The sequence below is a fragment of the Actinomadura montaniterrae genome (genome assembly GCF_008923365.1).
GTDB classification, from domain to species: Bacteria; Actinomycetota; Actinomycetes; order Streptosporangiales; family Streptosporangiaceae; genus Spirillospora; species Spirillospora montaniterrae.
The window spans coordinates 37290-60379 of record NZ_WBMR01000018.1 but is presented as its reverse complement, the minus strand read 5'-3'; the positions used below and the strand labels follow the sequence as shown (position 1 = coordinate 60379).

At 69.3% G+C, this 23090-nt stretch carries 23 protein-coding genes; 18 read left to right on the top strand and 5 right to left on the bottom strand.

The features are described 5' to 3' along the window. The first annotated feature begins 42 nt into the window (after positions 1-42). The 10 genes from F9B16_RS09555 to F9B16_RS09515 all read left to right on the top strand — a co-directional run bounded on the left by F9B16_RS09555 (position 43) and on the right by F9B16_RS09515 (position 7794). Positions 43-465 (top strand): SgcJ/EcaC family oxidoreductase, encoded by a 423-nt coding sequence (locus F9B16_RS09555; RefSeq protein ID WP_318839225.1) that lies wholly within the window; start codon positions 43-45, stop codon positions 463-465. Positions 466-528: 63 nt separating this feature from the next. Next, a complete protein-coding gene (locus tag F9B16_RS09550) occupies positions 529-1566 on the top strand; it encodes a hypothetical protein (RefSeq protein ID WP_151539643.1) in 1038 nt (345 codons plus the stop codon). A 195-nt stretch (positions 1567-1761) separates the two neighbouring features. Then, on the top strand, positions 1762-2091 hold the full coding sequence (locus F9B16_RS09545; protein ID WP_151539642.1) for a CHAP domain-containing protein: 330 nt from the start codon (positions 1762-1764) through the stop codon (positions 2089-2091). Positions 2092-2845: 754 nt separating this feature from the next. After that, on the top strand, positions 2846-3133 hold the full coding sequence (locus tag F9B16_RS09540) for a transposase (protein ID WP_192808694.1): 288 nt from the start codon (positions 2846-2848) through the stop codon (positions 3131-3133). Beyond that, positions 3067-4005: an IS3 family transposase gene (locus tag F9B16_RS09535; RefSeq protein ID WP_225991509.1), complete on the top strand. Its 939-nt coding sequence runs from the start codon at positions 3067-3069 to the stop codon at positions 4003-4005. Before F9B16_RS09540 ends, F9B16_RS09535 begins: the two co-directional genes overlap by 67 nt. Positions 4006-4045: 40 nt before the next feature. Beyond that, positions 4046-4333: a hypothetical protein gene (locus tag F9B16_RS09530; protein ID WP_151539639.1), complete on the top strand. Its 288-nt coding sequence runs from the start codon at positions 4046-4048 to the stop codon at positions 4331-4333. 256 nt (positions 4334-4589) lie between these two features. Continuing rightward, positions 4590-5666, top strand: a complete 1077-nt coding sequence (locus F9B16_RS09525) for a hypothetical protein (protein WP_151539638.1) — start codon at positions 4590-4592, stop codon at positions 5664-5666. Further along, positions 5666-5833: a hypothetical protein gene (locus tag F9B16_RS50755; RefSeq protein WP_192808693.1), complete on the top strand. Its 168-nt coding sequence runs from the start codon at positions 5666-5668 to the stop codon at positions 5831-5833. The genes F9B16_RS09525 and F9B16_RS50755 overlap by 1 nt, the downstream gene beginning before the upstream one ends. Positions 5834-6124: 291 nt before the next feature. Further along, on the top strand, positions 6125-6874 hold the full coding sequence (locus F9B16_RS09520) for a hypothetical protein (RefSeq protein WP_151539637.1): 750 nt from the start codon (positions 6125-6127) through the stop codon (positions 6872-6874). 50 nt (positions 6875-6924) lie between these two features. Continuing rightward, positions 6925-7794 (top strand): site-specific integrase, encoded by an 870-nt coding sequence (locus F9B16_RS09515; RefSeq protein WP_151539636.1) that lies wholly within the window; start codon positions 6925-6927, stop codon positions 7792-7794. Between the two features lie 624 nt (positions 7795-8418). Here the strand turns inward: F9B16_RS09515 and F9B16_RS09510 are convergent. Then, a complete protein-coding gene (locus tag F9B16_RS09510; RefSeq protein ID WP_151539635.1) occupies positions 8419-9060 on the bottom strand; it encodes a TetR/AcrR family transcriptional regulator in 642 nt (213 codons plus the stop codon). Between the two features lie 78 nt (positions 9061-9138). Between F9B16_RS09510 and F9B16_RS09505 the strand changes: the two genes are divergently transcribed. Beyond that, positions 9139-10740, top strand: a complete 1602-nt coding sequence (locus F9B16_RS09505; protein WP_151539634.1) for an MFS transporter — start codon at positions 9139-9141, stop codon at positions 10738-10740. A gap of 69 nt (positions 10741-10809) precedes the next feature. Here the strand turns inward: F9B16_RS09505 and F9B16_RS09500 are convergent, their stop codons facing one another. The 4 genes from F9B16_RS09500 to mhpA are packed head-to-tail and all read right to left on the bottom strand — an operon-like array spanning position 10810 to position 15202. After that, positions 10810-11736 (bottom strand): amidohydrolase family protein, encoded by a 927-nt coding sequence (locus F9B16_RS09500; protein WP_225991499.1) that lies wholly within the window; start codon positions 11734-11736, stop codon positions 10810-10812. A 43-nt stretch (positions 11737-11779) separates the two neighbouring features. Next, a complete protein-coding gene (locus F9B16_RS09495) occupies positions 11780-12784 on the bottom strand; it encodes a VOC family protein (protein WP_151539632.1) in 1005 nt (334 codons plus the stop codon). Beyond that, positions 12774-13631 carry an alpha/beta fold hydrolase gene (locus tag F9B16_RS09490; RefSeq protein WP_151539631.1) on the bottom strand — a complete coding sequence of 286 codons (858 nt, stop codon included), beginning with the start codon at positions 13629-13631 and terminating at the stop codon, positions 12774-12776. The genes F9B16_RS09495 and F9B16_RS09490 overlap by 11 nt, the downstream gene beginning before the upstream one ends. Next, positions 13628-15202, bottom strand: a complete 1575-nt coding sequence (mhpA, locus tag F9B16_RS09485) for a bifunctional 3-(3-hydroxy-phenyl)propionate/3-hydroxycinnamic acid hydroxylase MhpA (RefSeq protein ID WP_151539630.1) — start codon at positions 15200-15202, stop codon at positions 13628-13630. The genes F9B16_RS09490 and mhpA overlap by 4 nt, the downstream gene beginning before the upstream one ends. 212 nt (positions 15203-15414) lie before the next feature. Between mhpA and F9B16_RS09480 the strand changes: the two genes are divergently transcribed. From F9B16_RS09480 to F9B16_RS09450, 7 genes are all read left to right on the top strand, one after another. After that, positions 15415-16050, top strand: a complete 636-nt coding sequence (locus F9B16_RS09480; protein ID WP_151539629.1) for a TetR/AcrR family transcriptional regulator — start codon at positions 15415-15417, stop codon at positions 16048-16050. Positions 16051-16459: 409 nt separating this feature from the next. Continuing rightward, the gene (locus tag F9B16_RS09475) at positions 16460-17629 is read left to right on the top strand and encodes an acyl-CoA dehydrogenase family protein (protein WP_151539628.1); all 1170 of its coding nucleotides are present in this window, start codon (positions 16460-16462) and stop codon (positions 17627-17629) included. 23 nt (positions 17630-17652) lie between these two features. Further along, on the top strand, positions 17653-18558 hold the full coding sequence (locus F9B16_RS09470; protein WP_151539627.1) for a VOC family protein: 906 nt from the start codon (positions 17653-17655) through the stop codon (positions 18556-18558). Beyond that, the gene (locus F9B16_RS09465) at positions 18555-19394 is read left to right on the top strand and encodes an alpha/beta fold hydrolase (protein ID WP_151539626.1); all 840 of its coding nucleotides are present in this window, start codon (positions 18555-18557) and stop codon (positions 19392-19394) included. The genes F9B16_RS09470 and F9B16_RS09465 overlap by 4 nt, the downstream gene beginning before the upstream one ends. Before the next feature lie 8 nt (positions 19395-19402). Then, positions 19403-19894: a flavin reductase family protein gene (locus tag F9B16_RS09460; RefSeq protein ID WP_151539625.1), complete on the top strand. Its 492-nt coding sequence runs from the start codon at positions 19403-19405 to the stop codon at positions 19892-19894. Positions 19895-20015: 121 nt separating this feature from the next. Further along, entirely contained in the window at positions 20016-21125 is a 1110-nt protein-coding gene (locus F9B16_RS09455) for an amidohydrolase family protein (protein ID WP_151539624.1), read from the top strand. Between the two features lie 68 nt (positions 21126-21193). Further along, positions 21194-23074, top strand: a complete 1881-nt coding sequence (locus F9B16_RS09450; RefSeq protein WP_192808692.1) for a CocE/NonD family hydrolase — start codon at positions 21194-21196, stop codon at positions 23072-23074. The last annotated feature ends 16 nt before the right edge of the window (positions 23075-23090 follow it).

The window sequence follows — 23090 nt, the reverse complement described above, 5'->3', positions numbered from 1 at the left end:
CCCGGGCCGGCAAGAGACACCCTCTGACATCGGGAGCACATTGTGAAGAGTGGTCGTACGCATGCTGTGAGGCCCGGTGGCGGCCTGAGCACCGAGGCCGGAGAACAGACCGTGGCCGCCGTGTTCGAGGACATTTCGCAGGCGTGGGCCGACGGCGACGCGGGTGCCTTCACCCGTCGGTACGCCGAACAGGCGACGGTGATCCTGCCGGGCGTCCTCCTGCGGGACCGGATCGAGGTCCGAACCGCGATGGCGGCGGCGTTCGCTACCTGCCTGAAGGGCTCGCAGCGCGTCCATGCCGTGCGAAGCGTCCGGTTCCTCCGCCAGGACGTGGCGGTCGTCATCACCAGGAGCGCCACGATGCTTTCGGGCCAGACCGGGGCTACGGACGAGCAGGGCGAATCGGCCACGTGGACACTCTGCCGGAATGACGGCCGATGGCTGATCGAGGCCCTTCACAGCTGACCCGCCCCTACCGAGCCGCCGGAAGCACACCATCCAGACAAGCGAATTTAAGAACCACCGAAAATGCGTTCCATTCCACGCTGGCTGTCGTCGACCACCGCCCTCACCCCCGCGGCCTGGCCGATCGCAACCGGGCCGGCGTCCGCGACCACGCGCGGACCGGCCACCACTACGGCCTCGCACGCCTGGACCGCCGCCTGGACCGCCGCACCGCAGCGTCCGGGCCCGAGCTTCACCCCGAACTGGTCCGAAGAAGGCTTCGCTCACCAGACCATCCGCCAAATCGTCCGCGTTACTACCGGCGGCACATTGGCCCGGATCAGGCTGTCGAACCTCTACGGCACCGCCCCGCTGACGGTCACCGGAGCGACCATCGCCCGCGCCGCGAGCGGAGCAGCCGTCCGGAAGGGCACCCTCCGGCACCTCACCCTCAAACGGGCGCGCACCTTCGCCATCCCGGCCGGCGCCGAACTCGCCAGCAACCCGGTGCAGCTCAAGCTGGTGCCGCCGGACTCGGTGACAGTCGCCCTGGTCCTGGCCGGACCGACCTACCACGCACTGGCCCAAGCCACCGGCTACCGAGCCGAAGGCGACCACCAGGCCGACGCCGGCGCCGCCGCGTTCACCGAGACGACCCAGTCCTGGTACTACCTGAGCGGGGCTGGATCTGACCGGCGTCCCGCCGCAACGCTCCGCCACCGTCGCCTTCGGCGACTCCATCACCGACGGCATGGGCAGCACTCCAGACGCCAACGACCGCTACCCCGACCAATTGGCCGAGCACCTGGTCATGCCCCGACCGTTTATGTCGACATCGCCAAGCGGGTCGTAACGACCGAGGCGCAGGTTCGACGAGTCCTAACTCCGCCGCGATTGGAAAGCCTCCCCTCACCGCACTGGGGGCAGGGCGAAGATGTCGTCCACTCGGAGAACTGGCTGATCGACCTGTCCTCGGATAATGAGGAAGAGGTACTACGTCGCTCCCAACTCTGCACCCTCCTCGGCGAGGGATTGCCGGGCCTCGATGACCGTGAACGATATTGTGCTATCGAATCTATTGACCAGAATCATCGAAAGGGGGAGAATGATCAATGTAGGTGATCAATCTCGCCCTGCCTTGGTACGTGGTGGGGCCTTACCTGAGGAAGTATTTTGGAGAAATCCCCCTCACGGGATGCGCGTCCCTCGTACGCCCGACTCGCCGTTCGCCTGGCCACCGCACTGGCGCTCGTTTGCGCGGTGGTAAGCGCTCCGATCCTTCAGCGTCCCGCATCGGCAGCGGACTTCTGCCAATGCGTGACCTTCGTGCAGCGCTACGAAAGGCTCACCGGAGCCATGGCCAATGCCACTGACATGGGGCCGGTCCTGCAGCGGAACGGCTTCGCATACGTCGGCTACGGGATCGATCCCAACGTCGGCGATGTGGCGGTGTGGAGGAACAACGTCATCGCCCCTAACGGTCACATCGCCGTCGTGTCCAAGGTGACCTGGGACTCTCCCGGCTGGATCATCACCTTCCGCGGCGCCAACCAGGGCCTCGTGGGAAAGTTCACCCAGAACAACTGCAGCAATGTCAGCCTGAGAGCCGATCTGCAAAGCAATAAGGCTTACTACTACCGGCGTTGACCGTTTCCGGGGGATCGTCACGGGTCTGACTTCCGTGGTGACGGTCAAGGCGCATCAAAAGGGGCCAAAAGGGAGGCGATCGCCATTATTCAGCCCTCCATGACCCCTGGCCGGGCATCCTTATGGGGATGCTCGTCGAAATGAAGGACCCTGGGCTCCTGGGGTGGCCGGTAATGGTCCTGAAACCGCTGTCCTCTCTCGGGGCGGCCAAATATAAGAGCCAAGAGGTCGAAAGAAGAGTGGAGCCATCCAGCATGAAAAGCGTGGCCAAAAGATCCCAAAAATCAGAGCCGTGAGAATTTCGACGGCACTCAGTGACAGCTGTTGAGTTGGATGAACGGCCTACAAGAAGACCGCCCGCCCTCCCGGCGGTTCGAGGGCGGGCGGCTTCCTGTGGTGCCGGCGGCCACTCCCGGACTTCCAAGCGACCGGAGTAGCCACGTTCTCGATGGCCACGGTGATCGGTACAGGGCAGCCTGCTCGCGCTCCGGGCCAACGCGAGATTCATGTACCTGACCCTTGACCTCGATGGGTACCACCAGGACGCCCGACGATCCACGGTTCGCGTCGGCCGGGTCAGGTATGCGGTTGCGGGGCATCGCCGTCTCCACCCGAGTGCCGTACGGCGATCGCCACGCTCCACAGCCCACGCTGTCCCCGATCGCCAAGCCGTCGCGCCTGATGGTGAGCTTCCCCCCGTTCCACGGCCACGTGACCTGAGTTGGCCGTGGGCCAACGGGGAAGGAAGTGTCTCGTGCCGCCACCTCATCCGCCGGAGTTCCGGCGCCGTGCTGTCGAGCTGGCCCGGACCGGCGACAAACCGGTCACGGCGCTGGCCAAGAGCTTGGGCATCAGCCAGTCGTGCCTGAGCAATTGGATTCGACAGGCAGAGGCCGACGAGGGCCGCGGGGACGGCCTGACCAGCGCCGAGAAGAAGGAACTGGTCGAACTGCGCCGCAAGGCCAAACAGCTGGAATTGGAGGACGAGATCCTCAAACGGGCGGCGGCGTACTTCGCCCGCGAGAACGTGCTCCCAAAATAAGGTACTCGCTGGTCCGTGAAATTGCCGATTACGACATTCCCGTCGCGGTGGCCTGCCGAGTCCTGGGCGTCTCCCGCTCCGGCTACAAAGACTGGCTCGGCCGGCCCACCTCGATCCGCAAACAGAGCAACGCCGAATTACTCAAGCTCATCCGCGCCGTCCACGCCGAATCCCGGCTCAGCTACGGTGCACCTCGCGTCCACGCCGAACTGACACTCGGGCTGGGTGAGCGGGTGAACCACAAACGGGTGGAGCGGCTCATGCGCGAGGCGGGCATCCAGGGGATCTACCGGCGCAAGGGCCGCCGCAACCCGGTCAACGAGCCCACCGAGGAGGACCTGGTGCAGCGCGCGTTCGACGCCGAGGCCCCGGACCGTCTCTGGGTCACCGATATCACCGAACACCCGACCGCCGAGGGGAAACTCTACTGCGCAGCGGTTCTTGACTGCTTCTCCCGCCGCATCGTCGGCCATTCCATCGATATCCGGCAAACCAGCGAACTGGTCATCGACGCGATGGCCGCGTCGGTGACCCGCCGCAAACCACCGGCCGCCTCCACGGTTCTGCACTCCGACCACGGGACGCAATACACGTCCTGGGCATTCGGGAAGCGCCTGCGGGATGCTGGACTGCTCGGCTCGATGGGCACGGTCGGCGATTGCTTCGACAATGCAATGATGGAGTCATTCTGGGGAACGATGCAACTCGAGCTTCTGGACACCAAGAAGTGGTCGACGAGAGCCGAACTCGCCGCCGCAGTGTTTGAATGGATCGAGTGCTGGTATAACCCATTCATAAGGCATTCCAGCCTTGGAATGCTGAGCCCGGTCGCCTTCGAGGAGCAACACCGCACCTCGCCATCGACCGACTGACCCATCTCACCCCAGGTGGCCGTGCTACGACTGCTACCGAGTGCTGCGGCGCGAACCGATGCTGTCGTCGCGTGTGCTGGTCTGGCAGGAGATGCAGGGGCTGTCCGATGAGGAGGTGCTGACGGTCATCCCTTCCTACCATCCGATCTGGCGCGACGCCGACCCGGAGGTGATCGTGTTCGCCAATACGAGCGCGGCTCACGGCAACTTCCGGGCGTGGGCGCGGATCACCGTGCTGGCCGACCACGCGCTGCGGGAGTCGGGCCGCGCCACGGTCGATCGGCAGGTGCTGGGGTGGGTGTTCAGCAGGCTCGGTGGTGAGCCATGAGCGGCCCGCTGCGGCGCGCGTCGGCAGCACGCGCAGGCCTGCGCCCGGGTGCGAGCTCGGGTGCGGACGCCTCGGATCGGGGGAGCCGGTGGAGCGTGGCGCAGGCAGCATCGGGGCAGGCAGCATCGGGGCAGGCAGCATCGGGGCAGGGGGCTGCGGGGCAGGAGGGGGTGGGACAGGACGCCGTAGGCGGGGCGGTGCCCGCAGTGGTGATCGTGGTCGATGCTCACAATGACTACCGGCATACCGGGAGGCGTTGGAGGCGCATGACGCCGCCGCCGGACGCATCACCGTGCATCCCACTGCGAGTTCCAAGGGTTTGCTGAGCCTGGGCCATGATCTGTTGGTGGTACTGGGGAAACAGCCGCACACCAGGTGGGAGAAGCGGGACATCGCGCGGGTGTGGCGGCAGGCCGGGGCCTGGATCTGCGGTTATCAGATCACCGATGTGACCGTGCTGCGCGCACACCTGCTGGAGCCGACCGCGCTGGCCCGGCTGTTTGAGTTGGCCGCCGACACCGGCGCGGCGCTGACGCTGGTGTGGCATGCGGCACCGCCCGCCGACTGGCATGCGGTGCTGCCGGCCGCGCCGCTTGCAGTCCTGCCCGACATTCAGCGGGCGTTCGCGGTGGCGCGGGACCGCCGCCCGACACTGTCCCCGCCCACGCCGGCGGCCATGTACTGCTCGCCGGTCGGTGCGCAGGCCGGCTGCGCGGATGCCACCGAGGCCCAAGCGGAGGCGCTGGTGGAGGCGCCGGCGCAGCCGCTGCCGCTGCCGCGACTGCCCGATCTCCAGCTCCCGCGGTTCCGGGCCGAGGTGTTCCGGCGGCTGCCGCGCCGTGAGTTCGCCCTCGTCGACGCCCTGTACGCGACCGGGATGGATTCGGCGTGCGCATTCTTGACCAACCACCCCCGCTACGAGCCGAAGGAGCCGGCAGCGTTACCGGCTCTGGAAACAGGTTCGCAAACGGGTTCTGTCCAGGACCTCAGCGGGGCACAGGCGCTGGGCGGAACCGGGCCGGAGCCAGCGGGGACACCGGCGGGGTCACCGGCGGTGCGGCTGTATCCGTTCCGGTGGCTCGTTGACGACGATGTGCGCACCTATCTGCTGTCGCTGGTGTCGACCAGCCCGTCTGCGGACCACTCCATCGCGTTGCTGCGCGGTGCGCAGGCGGGGTTCTTGCGGCACGGGCTGCTGCTGACGCTGCCCCCCGACCCTGGCCGTGCACCAGGTCCAGGCTTCATGAGTCCGCCGTTCACCGCCGATCTGGTCGAGCAAATCAGATCCAGCGTGGTCGAACCTGCGGCCTCGGCGGCGCTGCGGTGCACCTGATGACCGCTTTGACCTTCTCCCGGCTGGGCATGGTGTCGGTCCGTGACCTGGCCGACGATGTCTCCACCTTGGTCGTCGACGACCCTGCTGGGCGCTCCGGTGGGCAGATCATGGTGCCCGTGCCATGGTGCGCCCGCCACCTGCTGGCCGGTCATACGCTGAGCTGAGCGACCCCCCGTCCTACGGTCGGCTGCTGGCCGAGGGGATCGGGGTCCGCGCAGGCCTGGTGTGGGAGGCGGCGAGCGCATGTGGACTGCCGACCGATCAGTTCCCGCTGCCACGGAGCCCGGGCCTGCCCTGGTACGCCGACATCGCCGTGCACTGGGTGGCCGATCCGCCGCATCCCAACATCCATACCGTCCCGGGGCTGGAACAGGGCAGCTATGCCGCGCCGACTTGACCTCGACCGCCTTTGGCAACGCGCTGCCGAACGCGATCTGCTTCCGAGCACGCTGGCCATGCGTGCCGGACTCCACCTGGACGGGTGGAATTTGCGGCAGCATTTGCACGGGCTGCACGACCTCACCGCGGCCGAGCTCGTGGCGATCGCCGACCTTCTCGGGCTGGCCGTCGACGATCTGCTGATCGCCGACGATCCCGCTGCCGGGACGGGCACCAGCGAACAAGACCCGGGCGTGCCAAGCCCCGCCCCGGAATTCGGACACGTCAGCTGGGACACCGCCCGTGCCGTACTGGCGGCGCTGCTGACCTACGGTGCGCTGACCGAAGCAACGGTGATGACCGCCCTCCAGCTGCGCGCCAACGAGTTGGACGCCGTGTTGGAGCTGATAGGGCAGATGCTTCGCCTGGGCAATGTGATGACGGTGCGGCACGCTCACGGCCGACTGGAGCTGATCACGTGCGATCGCACGGACCTGAACCGCTATACCGATCGGCTCTGCGAGCTGATGGGGCAGGTGCGGTCGTTGTCAGCTGACCACACGCCCCTTCTGCTGGTCGCCATTCGCGCCCATGCGGTAGGTGCGCACGCCGGGCCGCCCCTGGTGCCCTGGAGCACCGCAGAGCCTCTCATCTGGCGGGGAGCCGCACAGGCACCCGCCCACCACGAGACCGCGGGCCGGCCCGTGCGGCTGATCCCCCACACCGACATGCTGTTCGCGTTGCGCCTGACCGACCAGCCCGCCGACCAGCCGGCCGGAACGGCCACGGTGCGGCAGCCTCCTCGGCCCGCCGGACCCGAGTGGTAACGCCCTACCGCCAAGCCCTACTGACAAGCCTCACCGACAAGGGCCTCGCAATGACCGACCCCGCCCTGCCAGACTCCGATTTCCCCGATTCCGAACCCCAAGACCGCGCCTCCCGCGCCCCGGTCGGCTCCCGTGCTCATGTCACCATCGGCGGTCTGGTGCCGTACGCACCTGACGAGGCCGAAGCAATACGCGCGCAAATGCACACCATCCTGGGCGATCAGATGGAGCAACTGGCACAAGCCCAGCTGTCGAGCCGGCCCGCCGCATCGTCCGACGGCGGCGGCCACCGCCCGGCCCACCATGACCAGTGCGGACATGACGACCAGTGCGAACACTGCCTTCGGCCGCCGACCCCGACGTGGGAGGAGTTGACTGTCGCCTGGTTGCTGACCAAGAAGCCGAGCAGCCGCGCGAGCTACCTGCGCACTCTGCAACAGTGGCTGTCAAGGACCTACTACCCGCATGTGCCCGACCGCGAGACCACCGAAATCTGGTTGGAGTATCTGCCCAACCAGGGCCCCGGCCGAAGCCGCCTCGGCGTCGCCGCCAGCACTCTGGCCGCCCGGCGGGGTCTGCTGTCTTCCTGGTACAACTTCCTGATCGAACATGGGGCCAGCGACCACAACCCGGCCGCCGACATCCGTCTGGGCAAAGGCCCGGTGAGAGCCCGTCGACCCGTTGCTCCCTACAGCCTCGCCGCCAGCGCCGTGCTGGTCGAACACGCCCTGGGGCGCGCCGAGCGGCTCGGCTCCGAGAGCGCCTGGCGAGACGCCGCACTTGTCACCGCGCTCTACTACACCACCGTTGCCGTACCGGTATTGCTGGCCGCCGACCTGGCCGAGACCATCGGAGTCGCCGACACTGACACCCCCTCACACGACGGCTGGGCCGCGACCACCCGGATGTGCCGCTGTTGAGCATCCCGCCACCGGCCCAAGAGGCGATGCGCGCCTATCTGGCCTGCCGTGCCGAACGGCTGCATCAGCACCCCCGTGGACTGCGAGGCCCGTTGCTGGCGACGATCCCGCCAACCGATTCGTCCGGCGACCACCCCCTCACCCAGGCCGGCGTGGCGCGAACACTGACCGCACTCGGCGCCCAAACGGGTCTGCAGCCACGCCCAGCGATCACGGCGTGCCCAGCCGACCAGGCACGCACCGCCTCGCTGCCGGTGATCAGGGTCATCGGCCGGTCGGCCTGACGAGCACACGACCAGCCCACGAGCCGGTCGGCGTGACCCACCCGCCCGGGGCCCCAGCCCATCGGCGGGCGCGGTTCGATGGTGCGGCGGTGGCCGCGTCGCACACGCGGTCCGGCCCACCCCATGCGACCACAGCGTCTGCATGCCAGTCTTTGCTCGCGGTTCTGCCGCGGTAGCACCGGCTTCCTGCCGCGAGCCGACCACCAGCGAGCCAGCAGCGGCGCCCACACCCAGACCGGCGTCCACAGCCGCTCCGACAAGATCAAGCCGTTCGCTCGCCGGAAGGGCAGAACGTGGTCGGAAACGACCGCTGCGACCGGGCTGGTGGCGGGCAGGAGCTTCAGAGTGTGGTGGCGCCGCCTTGGTCGGTGATCGCGTGGACGCGGTCGGCGGCGTCGGCGGGTGGGATGCCGGTGGCGATGAGGGCGGCGGTCGCGGCGGCTTCGCCAGTGGCGTCGGTCCAGCCTGGGGAGTCGTTGGTCTCGACGAGGGTCAGCAGGAACGCCTCCAGCGCCTGGGCTAGGACGGGGGCGGGCAGGTGGTCGGCGAAGAGGCCTTCCTGCTGGCCGCGGTTCAGGATCGAGATCGTTTCCTCGCGGGCGGGGCTGAGGACGGCGCGGACGCCCTCCTCGCCTAGGTCGCGGCGGGCGAGGGAGATCAGCATCCGGTAGCGGTCGCCGACCTCCCAGACGGCGAGGGTCATCCGCGCCATGGCGGTCGCCGGGTCGGCGTCCGGCCGGCGGGCCCGGGTGAACGCCTGTTCCAGCGCATGGCGGGCCTCCTCGGCCAGTGCGGCGATCAGCGCCTGGCGGTTCTTGAAGTGCCCGTAGAGGGTGCGGCGAACGACTCCGGCGGCGCGGGTGATGTCCTCAATGCTCGCTTCCGGATCGCGGCTCAGCTCCTGGCGGGCGGCGGCCAGGATGCGGGCGCGGTTGGAGCGTGCGTGACTGCGCTGCGGGGTGCCTTCTGTGAGGTTCGCCATGCCTTCAATACTTGCACATCGATGTGCATGTATCTAAATTTGCACATGGATGAGCAAGTTTTGTGGGAGGGAAGAACGATGCGAGGGATCGCCTCGACGCCGGTGGAGCGGATGGAAACGCCCTACGCCCGCAGGTGGTGGGCGCTCGCGGTGCTGTGCCTCAGCCTGCTGATGGTGCTGATGGCCAACACGTCCTTGCTGGTCGCGGCGCCGGACATGACGCGGGATCTCGGGTTGAGCGGCAGCGACCTGCAATGGGTGATCGACGGCTACACGGTCCCGTACGCGGCGTTGATGCTGGTGCTGGGCGCGGTGGGCGACAAGTACAGCCGCCGCGGCGCGCTGGTCACCGGACTTGTGGTCTTCGCGGGCGCCTCGGTGGCCGGCAGTCTGGCGCACAGCGCGGCGGCGGTCATCGCCGCGCGGGCGGCGATGGGAGTCGGTGCGGCGGTGGTGATGCCGGCGACGCTGTCGCTGCTGGTGGGGATGTTCCCGCGCGGGGAGCGAGCTCGGGCGATCACGGCCTGGTCGGCGACGTCCGGGCTGGCCATCGCCGCCGGTCCGCTGCTGGCCGGATGGCTGCTGGGCGACCACGGCTGGGGCTCGACGTTCCTGATCAACGTGCCGATCGCCGTGGTCGCCGCTGTTGCCGTGCTGGCGCTGGTGCCGCCGTCGCGCGCCGCGGCGATGGGACGACTCGACCTGGTCGGCGGGCTGCTGTCGGTGGTCACCGTCGGCTCCCTCGTCTACATGATCATTGAGGGGCCGCACTACGGATGGGGCATCGCCGCCATCACCGCGGCCGTGGTCGCGGCCGCCGGGCTGGCCGCATTCGTGGCGTGGGAACGGCGTCACCCGCGTCCGCTGCTGAACCTGGGAAGGTTCCGTGACCGGGCGTTCAGCGGAGCGGTGATCGCCGTGCTGCTTTTCTTCCTGGGCGCCTTCGGCACCATCTACTACAGCAGTCAGCATCTGCAGTTCGTCCTCGGCTACGGCCCACTGGAGACCGGTGTGCGGTTGCTGCCGCTGGCGGGTGCGGTCTTCGCCGGCGCGGCGGTGACGGGACGCCTGACGCCGCGGCTCGGCATGAAGCCCGTCGTGGTGGCCGGGATGGTGCTCGGCACCGTCGCGATCTTCCTGCTCACGCGGGTCGACGCGGGCTCCACCTACACCGACTTCCTGCCGACCCTGCTCCTGCTGGGCGCGGCCATCGGGCTGAGTACGTCGCCCTGCACCGACACCATCATGGGCGCCTTCCCTGAAGCCGAACTCGGCGTCGGCGGCGGCATCAACGACACGGCCCTGGAATTCGGAGGCTCGCTTGGCATCGCCGTTCTCGGCTCCGTCCTGGCCACCGCGTACAAGGACAGGCTGGGCGGTGCGCTCGCCGGGCACCTGCCGCCCGCCGTCTTGGACGCCGCCAAGGACTCCATCGGCGGCGCGCTGGGCGTGGCGGAGCAGGTCGGACGGAACCCGGCGGGCGGTCCCGAGCAGGCCCACGCCCTCGTCATGGCCGCCGACAGCGCCTTCGCCCACGCGGTCGCGCAGGCCAGCCTGGTCGGCGGCATCATCCTGGCGGTCGGGACCGTCCTGGTGGCCCTGATCCTTCCCGGCCGACGTCCCGCCCGGTCGGTGCCGGAGCAGGACGAGGCGGAGGTCTCTGTGCTGTCGGGTCGCTGACCGCCGAGAGCGAAGCGGCCGCGTCCGCACGTCGGTAGGCCCCGCCACCAGGCGGGGCCTACCGACGTTTCAGGCCAGGCGCGGGAAGAGGGCGAGGGCGTTGGCCGAGTCGATGGCCTGGTGCAGGTCGGTGTCGCCGGACTCGTAGGCGTCCAGGCCGTCGGTGAAGTACTTGACGGCGAGGTCGGGCGCGAAGGGCCAGTCCGAGCCGAACAGGACGTGCCCGGGACGGGCGAACGCGAGCAGGCTCGGCAGCGCCGTCGGGCTGCCGGACAGAGCGGTGTCGAAGTAGAAGGACGACAGGTCCTCGAACACCTCGCCGGAGTCGCGGCCCTGCCCGATGAAGGTCACGGCGATGCGGTGGGCGGCGTAGGGGAGGAAGCCTCCGGCGTGCGACAGGATGATCTTCAGGTTCGGGTAGCGGCGGGGGACGTTGTGCAGGACGAGGTTGGCGGCGGCGCGGGTGGTGTCGAGCAGGAAGTCGGCGGCGAACGGCGGCAGCCCGGGGACGGCGGGCGCGGGGAGCTCGGCGGGGTGGACGAACACTACGGCCGAGCGGCGGTCGAGTTCGGCCATGAGCGGCTCGAACGCCGGGTCGCCGAGGTAGGTGCCGCGGTTGTTGGCGAGCAGGACGACCCCGTCGGCGCCCAGTTCCTCCAGGGCCCGGACGGCTTCCTGGACGGCGCCGTCGACGTAGGGGAGGGGGATGGTGGCGAAGTAGCCGAACCGGTCGGGACGGTCCTTGGCCAGCTCGGCGCCGAAGTCGTTGACCTCGCGGGCCTTGTCGAGGGCGCGGGCGTCGTCGCCGAGGTGGGTACCGGGCGTGGACAGCGAAAGCACGCCGGTGGAGATGGAGTTGTCGTCCATCAGCGCGATAGCGCCGTCGGCGCTCCAGGCGGGCAGTTCTCGCCCGCCTGCTTGGCCGATGCCTTCTGAACGCAGCCATTCCACGTACCCGCCGGGCAGTAGATGCTGGTGAACGTCGATCCGACCCATGCTCATTCTCCTTGGTCGATGTCGTGGGGTCGCGCGGACGGGCTCAGTCGTCCGGGATCCCCTTCCCGCTGAGGGCCGGGACGGTCTGCTCCTGGCGGGTCAGCGACGCCGCGGCCTGCTTGAACTGGGCGAGCTTGTCGACGACGGTCTGCCCGACCGGCGTGTGACCCCAGATGCTGATGCCGCGGTGCGTGCTCGGCTCCCAGGTGGTCTCGTCGATGACGATGGGATTCCAGCCGACCTCCCATTCGAAACCCGATGGCGTCACCGCGTAGTAGGACAGTTCCCGGTCGTTGGTGTGCTGCCCGACCGACAGGGCCATGCGGAAGCCGAGTTCCTTGACGCGCTGGTAGGAGCGGGTCATGTCGTCCAGGTCGGCGACCTGGACGTTGAGGTGCTGGACGCGGGTGCGGATCGGGTCCAGGCGCAGGCCGCGGGTGGCGGCGACGGCGATGGAGTGGTGGCGGCGGTTGACGCGCAGGAAGCGGATCTTGAGTTTGACGCCGCTGATCGTCTCGTCGATGTAGTCGGTGAGGCGGGCGTCGAAGAGCGTGGCGTAGTAGCCGCGCAGTTGGGCGGGCCGGGTGGAGGTGAGGGCGATGTGGCCCATGCCGTCCTGGCCGGTGACGAACCCGCCGGTGCGCAGGAGCGGTGGCTCGGCCGCGAGACGCGGGCCGGTGTAGATCTCCTGGGTGATGCCCTTGGGGCCGGGAAAGCGCCAGAGGCGTTCGACGCCGCGCAGGTCCGCCTGCTCCGCGGTGCCCTCCCGGAGTGGGACGCCGCGGTCGCGGACGCGGGCGAGGATCCGCTCGAACGCGGCGTGGTCGTCGACGTGCCAGCCGACGGCGGTGACGTCCTCGGCCGGTCCGCGTTGCAGCAGGAAGCGGCACCGGTGGTCGTCCAGGCGGAAGCGCATGGTGTCGGCGTCGAGGGTGTCGGCGTGGAGGCCGACGCCCTCGGCGCCGAAGCGGTGCCAGTCGGTGAACTTGCGCGTCTCGATGACGACGTGGCCGAGGTGGACGCGGCCGAAGACCGACTCAGTGCTCATCGAGGAACTCCCGGACAGAGCGGTTGAACAGCTCGGCGCGCTCCCACTGCACCCAGTGGCCGGTTCGCGAGATCATCAGCAGATCGCAGTCCGGCATGGTCGTGGCCAGGGCGAGGCCCCCGCGCGGGTGGTTGACCTTGTCCGCCGCGCCCCAGATGACCAGCGTCGGCGTCCTGAGCTTGGTCAGGCGGCGGTCGCGGGTGAAGTCCATGCGCCAGAGCGTGCGCAGCGCGGACGTCCCGGACGGGCGCCGTAGCGGCGGGTCGGCGATGACGTCGGGATCGACGCTGGCCTGGTAGCGGTCGTCGATGACCTCGTCGGGGACGGCGGATCCGTCATGGACGAGGTAGTGGCGGATGAATGTGGCGAGCTTGTCGCGCGACGGACCGCGCCCACCGTAATAGGACAGGAGACTCCGCAGGCCCGGCGTGGGCAATGATCGGGTGGTGCCGATGCCACCGGGTCCCATGAGGACCATACGATCGACGCGGCCGGGGGAGTCCAGGGCCAGGCGTAGCGCGGCGGCACCGCCGTAGGAGTTGCCGATCAGGTGCGCCGAGCCGAGCCCGAGCTCGTCGAGCAGCCCGCGCACCGCGCCGGCGAGGTGGCCGAACGGGTCGCTCTGGTCGACGTGCTTGCTGGAGCGTCCGTAGCCGGGCAGGTCCGGGACGATGACGCGGTGGTGCACGGTCAGGGCGTCGATGTTGCGGACGTAGTTGGACACGCCGGACGCCCCCGGGCCTCCGCCGTGCAGCAGAACCACGGCAGGGCCGCTCCCGGCTTCGGCGACGAACAGGTCCTGCCCGTTCACGCGCACGGTCTTCTCGGACAGCGTCGAGGAGGTCATGCCGCCTTCTCTCGCGAAGTGGTCTGGCGGTTGAGGAAGGGAGGAGGGGAGGTCAGGGGGCTGGTCGCGGTCGCGGCGGTGTAGACGATGCGGTCCGGCCGCAGCACGAGAGCCACCGCCCGCATCTCCCGCATCCAGTCGGTCAGCGTGCCGTCGGTGTCCACGACCGCTCCTGGCCTGGGGGCCGCCCCAGCGGGGAGCACCTGCAGGACGGTATCCGCTGCGGCCTGCCACGTTTCGTCGGGGGAGGAGCCGAGGTGGAGCAGCGACCAGCCCGCGCCGAGGACGTCGTCGAGCCGCACCCGCGCGTTCGACTCGTCCAGGACCCAGGGCTGCGGCACCTTGCGGCCCGGCGCGGCCGTGCCTTCGATGGTGCGGAAGAAGCCGTCGCGGTAACGGCAGGCCGGGATCCACGAGGCGGCCTGGAGAGCCCGGTTGAGACGGCCCAGCCTGCCCAGCCCGCGGAAGGCCGGGTCGCGCAGCGCGGTGATCCAAGGGCGCCGTTCGGTGATGATCCGTCCGACCAGGACGGCCCGCCTGGTCATGTTCCGCACGTGCGGGGCGCGTTCGGCCTGGTAGCTGTCCAGGACCGAGTCCGGCAGGGCGCCGGACAGGACGGCGGCCAGTTTCCAGCACAGGTTCGCGGCGTCGCGGACGCCGGCGGCCATGCCCTGCCCGATCCAGGGCGGCATGACGTGCGCGGCGTCGCCGGCCAGGAAGATCCGCCCGATTCGCCAGCGGTCGGCGAAGCGGACGTGGTGGCTGTAGATCACCGCACGCAGGATCGAGACGTTCTCGCCGGTGATGCCCTGCCGGCCGAGCAGCCGCCAGATGGCCGCCTCTGTCACCAACTCTTGTCCGTCCTCGCCTGGCAGGACCGGGAACTCCCAGCGGTGATGGCCCAGCGGCGTCGGGCAGTCCACCGCCGGGCGGTCCGGGTCGCAGTGGAAGCGCAGCCGGTCGTACCCCGGCCACTCATTGAGCAGTTTGGTGTCGATGACCAGCCAGCGGTCCTCGTAGGTGCGTCCCTCGAAGCCGACGCCGAGTTGTCCCCGTGTGGGGCTGGAACCACCGTCGGCCGCGATGACGTACGACGCGCGCACACGGGTCAGCCGGTCCCGCCCCAACTGGGCGACCAGCAGTTCGACGCCCTGGTCGTCCTGCCGCACCCGGAGGCATTCGTGCTCTAGCAGCACCTCCACATTCGGATACCGCTGCACGCCTTCGCGCAGCACGTCCTCCATGGCGGGCTGGTAGATGAACATCTGGGGCGGATGCCCCTGCTCACGGGGCGTGGGGACGGCGCTGATGAAGGACCGACCGGCGGCGTCGACGAAGTCGATCGGCCTGTCGGGCAGCATGTCCTGCTTCAACCGCTCGGCGAGCCCGGCCTGCTGCCAGACGCGCATCACCTCCTCGTCGGTCGAGATCGCCCGCGCCCGGCTGTAGACGGACGCTTTGCGCTCAATGATCACCACCGAGACGCCCAGCGCGCCGAGCAGGTTCGCGGCGGTCACGCCGGTCGGGCCGTACCCGATCACGGCCACGTCGTAGTGAGGACTTTCGGACACAGCGGCCCGCCTCCCTGCGGTGTCGGAATGGAACGATTGGTACAGTCAGGAACGATTGTTCCAGACAGTAGGTGATTGTGAGACGCGGCGTCAAACAGGAGGCCAGGATCTTTCGGCCATCGGGAACAGGCTCTGTCGGCCGACGTTCTTCGGCCTGGGAAACTGGAGAGAGATACGTGCCCGCAGCGGAGGGCAGGTCGGGAAGGACAGGGATGGGCCCCAGGACCGAGCGGCGACAGCAGCACGGCGAGGAATCGCGCCGGCGGATCCTCGACGCGACCGTGGAGATCGCTGCCGAGCGCGGCTACGAGGGCACCAGCATCGCCCTGGTCAGCGAGCGGTCCGGGCTGCCGCGCAGCTCGATCTACTGGCACTTCCGCGACAAGGACGACCTGCTCGCGGCTGTGATCGAGCGCAGCTACCACCTCTGGCGAGAACGCCTGATCGCAGCGGGATCGGCGCGGACTCCGGATCTGGACCGCGCTGGCGCGTTGCGCGAGATCACCGCAGCCATCGCCGCCAGCCTGCTCGACCAGCCGGAGTTTCTACGGCTCGGCATGATGCTGACTCTCGAGCGCCGTCCGGTCGAGGCCAAGGCGCGCGAGTTGTTCGTGGGCATCCGTAACGAGGTGCTCGCGTTCGCCACGCGGGAATTCCAGACCATGCTGGCCGACGTGTCGGCCGCTGAACGCGAAGCGGTCGCGCGCAAGCTCGCCGCCTTCATGCTCGCGGCCGCCGACGGGCTCTTTTTGGCCTATCAGCTCGCCCCGGACACCTTCGACCTGCTCGGCCAGTTCGAGTTGCTCGCCATCGTGGTCGACGCAGCCTGGGATCGGTTGACCGTCTGAGCGACGGCCCGAAGCCGACGTCGGGCAAGGTGGTCGCGCTGGAACGTTCGCAGCTCTGCTGCGGGCGCAGGCCGGCGCTGGCAGCCTCGGTCCCCCCGTAAGGGGCAGAGACTTTCATCCTCGGTGGGGTCGCTCCTTCCATGGACTGGACCGCATGTTCGGCCGCACTAACGGCCGTCGGCGACCGCTCTACTCGTGATGCCGGCTGCTGGGGCCTGAAGATCGTCGCGTTGCCGAGAGCGGCGGCGCGGCTGTGGATGGGCGACGAACGCACCGGCTTCCGCTGGGCTCTACGGGAGTGAAGGAAATCCGCCACCTCCGTTGACGGGGTGCTCAGTGGCCGCTTACGCTCTGGACCAATCGTTCCGGACTGGACCGATCGTTCCGCTGGCGGTTGAGGAGGTACTGGATGACGGTGGTGGAGACGGCGCGGCGGCTCGCGCCGGAGCTGGCGGCGGCCGTGGACGAGGGGGACCGGCTGCGCCGGCTGCCGGACGCGACGTGGAAGCTGCTGGTCGACTCGGGGCTGGTGCGGGCGTTGCAGCCGGCCCGCTGGGGTGGCGGCGAGGTCCCGCTGAGCGAGTTCATGGACGCGGTGATCGAGGTGTCGCGGGCCAACCCGTCGGCGGGCTGGGTGATGGGCGTGATGGGCGTGCACCCCTGGCAACTGGCGCTGTTCGACGAGCGCGCGCAGCAGGAGATGTGGGGCGAGGACCCGACACGGATCCATTCGTCGTCGTACATGCCGACGGGCAAGGCGACGCGGGTGGACGGCGGGTACCGGCTGGAGGGCCGCTGGTCGTTCTCCTCGGGCTGCGACCACGGCAACGGCGTCAACCTGGGTGCGATCGTCGACGTTCTCGACCTCGGTGAGGGCGTGAAGATCCCGGACTACCGGTCACTGCTGGTGCTGCCGGGCGAGTACGAGATCGACGACAACTGGCACACGGCCGGCCTGCGCGGCACCGGCTCCAAGGACATCGTGGTTACCGGGGCCTTCGTCCCGGATCACCGGGTGCAGTCGCACCTGGACTACGCGGCGTGGAACCCGCTGCCGGGGCAGGAGCGCAACGACGGCCCGCTGTACCGGCTGTCGTGGTCGGCGGTGTTCAACCTGGTGCTGGCGGCGTCAGTGTTCGGCATGGCACGAGGCTTCCTGGACGCGTGGACCGAAGTGACCGCGAACCGGGTCGTGCCCCCCAAGGTCGCTCAGCGGGATGACCCGCTCACCCAGATCCGGCTGGCGGAGGCGGAGTGGACGTGGGACGCGGCGGCCTCCAAGCTGCGCCGCGCCGTCATCGAGATGCAGGCGATGGCCGAGCAGGGCGAGCACCCGTCCGATGACTATCTCGCGCGGATCCGCTGGGACGTCAACCACGGCTGCGAAGTGGTCGGCGCCGCCGTCCATGGCCTGTACCACGCGACCACGGGACGCACCGCCTACACCGATCACCCGCTGCACCGGCTGTTCCAAGACGTCCAGACCGCGCTGGGCCACGCCTACCTCACGCCCGAAGGGCACGCGCGCAACTACGCCGGCCACCTGCTGGGCGCGGGCCCGCAGGTCCTGACCGCCTGACCTCCCGAACAGGAGCGCCCACGATGATCCAGGCATTGAGCTACATCGGCTTCATCTCACCGGCCGCCAAGGAGTGGGAGACGTTCGGCCCGGAGATCCTCGGCGCCGAGCTGGCCGGACCGGGCCCGGACGGGTCGGTGCGGCTGCGGGTCGATGAGGCCGCGCACCGCATCAGCATTCACCCCGGCGACCACGACGACCTGGCCTACCTGGGCTGGGCGGTCGACGGCCCCCGCGCCCTGGCCGAGGCGAAGGCCCGGCTCTCCGACCTCGGCGTCACAGTCCAGCAGGGCGACTCGGAACTCACGACCGAGCGCGCGGTCGTCGAGCTTGCATGGTTCGTGGACCTGTTCGGGTTCCGGCACGAGCTGAGCTGGGGGCAGCGGACCGTCCCCGCGTCGTTCCGTCCCGGCCGCCCGATGTCGGGCTTCGTCACCGGGGCGCAGGGCCTCGGGCACGCGGTCCTGGTCGTCCCGAGCTTGGCCGACGCGGAGGCCTTCTACTGCGAGGTGATGGGCTTCCGGCTGTCCGACCAGATCAACGCGCAGGGCATGACGATCCGGTTCTACCACTGCAACACCCGCCACCACTCCCTGGCGCTGGCCGAGGTCCCCGGCGTCGTCGGCTACCACCACCTGATGCTGGAGACGGCGTCGCTGGACGACGTCGGCACCGCCTACGACGAGGTCCTCAAACGCGAGATCCCCCTCGCCATGACGCTCGGCCGGCACGTCAACGACCTGATGACCTCCTTCTACGTCCGCACCCCGTCCGGGTTCGAGATCGAGTACGGCCACGGTGGGCTCCAGGTCGACGACACCGCGACCACGCCGCGCGCCTACGACTCCTTCAGCATCTGGGGTCACCACCCGCCCGCCGAACCGCTGCTGCCCGGCATCGCCCGCCCCTTCCCCGGAGACGACCAATGAGCACCATCACCACGGCCGACGTCCCCGTCGGCGACCACCGCTTCCACGTCCACGAGACCGGCGACTCGTCGAGCGAGGCGGTGCTGTGGCTGCACGGCTCGGGCCCCGGCGCGACCGCCCTGTCCAACTGGGAGCGGGTCATCGGCGACCTGTCCGGGGACCTGCACAACATCGCGCCGGACGTGATCGGGTTCGGCGACTCCAGCCACCCCGACCCGCCCCCGCCGACCGCAGCGGACTTCACGCAACTGCGCATCGACACCCTGATCGGGCTACTGGACGAGCTCGGCATCGCCCGCGCTCACCTGGTCGGCAACTCCATGGGCGGCATCATCGGCCTGGGCATGGCGCTCCAGCACCCCGACCGGATCGGGCGGATCGTGCTGATGGGCAGCGGCGGCGCCCCCGTCCCGCCCACCGAGGACCTGCTCAAGCTCGTCACCTACTACGACGATCCGACCGTCGAGGCCCTCGCCGATCTGATGCGCGCGATGACCCACGACCCGTCCCAGCTGGGGGAGGACCTGGAAAAGATCGCCGAAAGCCGGATGGAGCGCATCCAGCGTCCCGAGGTCCGCCGCTCGCACCTGGCGACGTTCGCGCACAACCTGCCCGGCCTCTACGAACCGGAGCAGCTCGCCGGGCTGCGCAACCCGACCCTCGTCGTGCACGGGCGCGAGGACCGGATCATGCCCCTGGCGGCCGGGCACTACTTCGCCGAGCACATCCCCGACGCGCAGCTGTACGTCATGCCGAACGCCGGCCACTGGGCGCAGATCGAGCAGCCCGAACGGTTCGCCTTCGTCGTCGGCGCCTTCCTCACCGGCCGCATCTAGGAGAGACCGTGCACTCGGCAGACAAGGAGGCGGCCCAGCGCTCCTTCCGCGACGTACTGGGCCGCTTCACCACCGGCGTCGTCCTGGTCACCGCGAAAACTCCGACCGGTCCGGCCGGGATGGCGGCCAACTCCTTCACCTCGGTGTCCCTGGACCCGCCGCTCATCGCCCTGTGCGCGGCGCGGACGTCCACCACCTGGCCGGCCGTCCGCGCCGCCGGCGGGTTCGCGGTCACCATCCTGGGCGACGAGCACGAGGACGTCTGCCGCACCTTCGCCGCCCGCGACACCGACCGGTTCGCCGGACGGGACTGGGCGCAGACGCCAGCGGGCCATCCACTGCTGCCCGACGGCCTCGCCTGGCTCGACTGCGAGATCGAGGCCATCCATCCCGCGGGCGACCACGAGCTCGTCATCGCCCGCGCGACTTGCTGGTCCATCGCCCAAGACCGCGGTCCGCTGATCTTCCACTCCGGCCGCTACACCCGCCTGGCCTCCTGACCCGCCAGGCCGAACGACGGCCGCGCCCGCCCCCGACCCGGGACGTACAGGGATAGACCTGCCTCCGCCGGCAGACCGGCACGCCGCCTTCCGCTCACACCACCCCCAAGGAGCGATCACCATGGCAGACACCGGCCCCACTCCACCATCGCTCGCCGCGAGCCGGGCCCCCGTCACGCGGCGCACCCTGTTGGGCGCGGCCATCGCGACGTCGGCGACGCTCGCACCACTCACTGCCGCCCATGCCGCCGCATCGTCCAACGGCGCCCCGTACCGCATCGACATGCATGCGCATTTCCTGCCGCCCGATTACCGCAACGCGCTGCTGGCGCACGGATACGTCACGATCGGCGGCTACCCGACACCGCAATGGTCGCCAGAGCGCGCGCAGGAGTTCATGGGCCGCTACGGGATCCAGGCGCAGGTCCTTTCGATATCCGATCCCGGGGTGTCGTTTCTGTCCGGAGACCAGGCCCGGCAGCTGGCCCAGTACTGCAACGAGTACGCCGCCAGCCTCATCGCCGACAAGCCCACCACCTTCGGCGGTCTCGCCGTACTGCCGATGCCCGACGTCACGGCCTCCATCGCCGAGCTGAAGTACGCGCTGGACCACCTGAAGCTCGACGGAGTCGTCCTGCTCTCGTCCTACAACGGCGTCTACCTCGGCGACCTGCGTTTCGAACCCCTCATGGCGGAACTGGCCCGCCGCAACGCCTACGTCTTCGTCCACCCCGCCGCGGTGCCGGCGAGCAACAAGCCCGAACTGCCACTGCCCGACTTCCTTTACGAGTTCACCTTCGACACCACCCGCGCCGCCACCAATCTGATGTACACCGGGACGATCAAGCGGTACCCGACCATCCGGTTCCAGCTCGCCCACGCCGGCGGCACCGTCCCGTTCCTGGCCAAGCGCCTCGCGCTCATCAACGGCTTCTCGCTCCCAGACCCGGTCAACAAGGTGCTCCCGGACATCCCCGCCCACATCCGCGGCTTCTACTACGACACCGCGCTCAGCCCCGCCGCCTCGGCGATGAAGAGCGTGCTGGAGGTCACCGGCCGCGACCACGTCGTCTTCGGCAGCGACTGGCCCTTCAGCGAGCTCACCCTGCAGGGCAAGGGCGACCCTCAACCCCAGCTCAGCGACACCTTCACCAGCGCCCAGCGCCGCCAGGTCGAACGGAGCAACGCCCTGCGCCAGCTCCCCCGCCTCGCAAAGGCCCTGCACGACTGAGAAAACCGATCCACAACATCGTCTGTCCTCGGGGGCGCCGCTTCGGCGTGCGATCCAAGGAGATGAGAATGAACCGGCTCGGCTCCATCACGCTGGCGGCCGCATCGGCGACCGCCCTGACCTGCGTCCTCGGCGCGATGCCCATCGCCGAGGCCGCCCCGGCCAAGGCCTCTATCCGTCCGCAGGCGAAGGCGCCCTCAGGTCCGGACGCCTGGGCGAACTACACCGTCCCCAAGCCGTCCTACCCGCGCGAGGCCCGCACCGTCGACGTGGAGATCCCGATGGACGACGGGGTCGTCCTGCGGGCCGATGTCACCCGGCCGGCGCTCGCCGACGGCAGTCCCGCCCCTGGACGGTTCCCGGTCGTGGTCGTCCAGGGCTGCTACGGAAAGCCGGTCGCGCTGCTCACCGACTCCGATTACGCCAGGTACGGGTATGTCGAGGTCATCGTGGACGTGCGCGGCACCGGAAACTCCGACGGCAGCTTCCGCGCGCTGGACTCCCGCGAGCGCAAGGACTCCTACGAGATCGTCCAATGGGCGGCCAAGCAGCCCTGGTCCACCGGAAAGGTCGGCGCGGCCGGATTCTCCTACTACGGCGCATCTGCGAACCGGACCGCCGAGATCGCGCCACCGGCCCTCAAGGCAGTCGTCGCCGGCGCGTCACCGGTCGACATCTACCGCGAGTTCATGGCCGACGGCGGACACTGGGCCTCACCGTCCTTCCTGTGGTTCCTGCTGGAACTCACCGGCACGCTCCCGAGCCCGTCCCTGGACGACCCGGCCAAGGCCCTGGAGATCCTGCGCAAGCGCCTCGCTGCCGACGGCAACGGAATCCCGTGGCGGTTCGACCAGCTCATCAAGCTGTTCAACGGCCAGAACAACTGGGACAACGCCGACTGGCGCGAGCGCTCCCTGGACGTCACCAAGATCAAAGCAGCCACCCTGGTCTACACCGGCTGGGAGGACCTGTTCTTCCGTTCCTCGCCACGCCAGTACCGCGACATGAAGCTCCAGCCTGGCCGCAAGCAGCTCGTCATCGGCCCCTGGACCCACTACACCCTCAACAAGTCCGTCAAGCCGGAAGAGACCCCGTCGCCGACCAAGATGCAGCTGGCGGTCGCCTGGTTCGACCACTGGCTCAAGGGCCGGAACAACGGGATCGACAAGGTCGGTCCGGTCACCCTCTACGACCAGGGCGCCGACCGCTGGACCCAGTACAAGGACTGGCCCTCCACCGCCACCGACTACCGGCGCCTCTATCTGAACGGCACCAAGAGCGGCACCGCCACCTCGCTCAACGACGGCACGCTCGCCGCCGCACCGCCCACCACCGGCGGAGCCGACACCGGCCAGTTCAACCTGCTCGGCGGCCTGTGCTCCCGCTCCACCACCCAATTCCTCGGCGGAGCGATCCCCGAAGGCGTCCCCTGCAACACCGACAACCGTCCCGAGGAGAAGCACTCCTTCACCTACACCACCCAGCCGTTCACCACCGCCACCCAGATCGCCGGTTCGGTCGGCCTCACGCTGCGCGGATCGAGCACGGCCAAGGACGCCAGCTGGGTCGGGCGGCTCTCCGACGTCGCACCCGACGGCCACTCCACACCGATGACCCAGGGAGTCCTGCTCACCAGCCGCCGCTCCTACGACCCCGCTAAAACCGTCTACGCCGCCAACGGCGACCCCATCGAGCCCTACCACTACTACACGCCCGACAGGGCACAGCCCGTCAGCCCCGGGCAGCAGGCCACCATGCACATCGAGATCCTGGCCACCGACTGGATCCTCAAGCCCGGACACCGGCTCCGCCTCACCGTCTCCGGCTCCGACACCCCGCACATCATGCCCTCCCTGCAGAGCCCGGAACGGTTCGGCATCGCCACCGTCCACCGCGACCCGAGCAACCCCAGCTACCTGACCGTCCCGCTCCGCGCCGTCACCAACTGACCCCACAGCTCCGGCC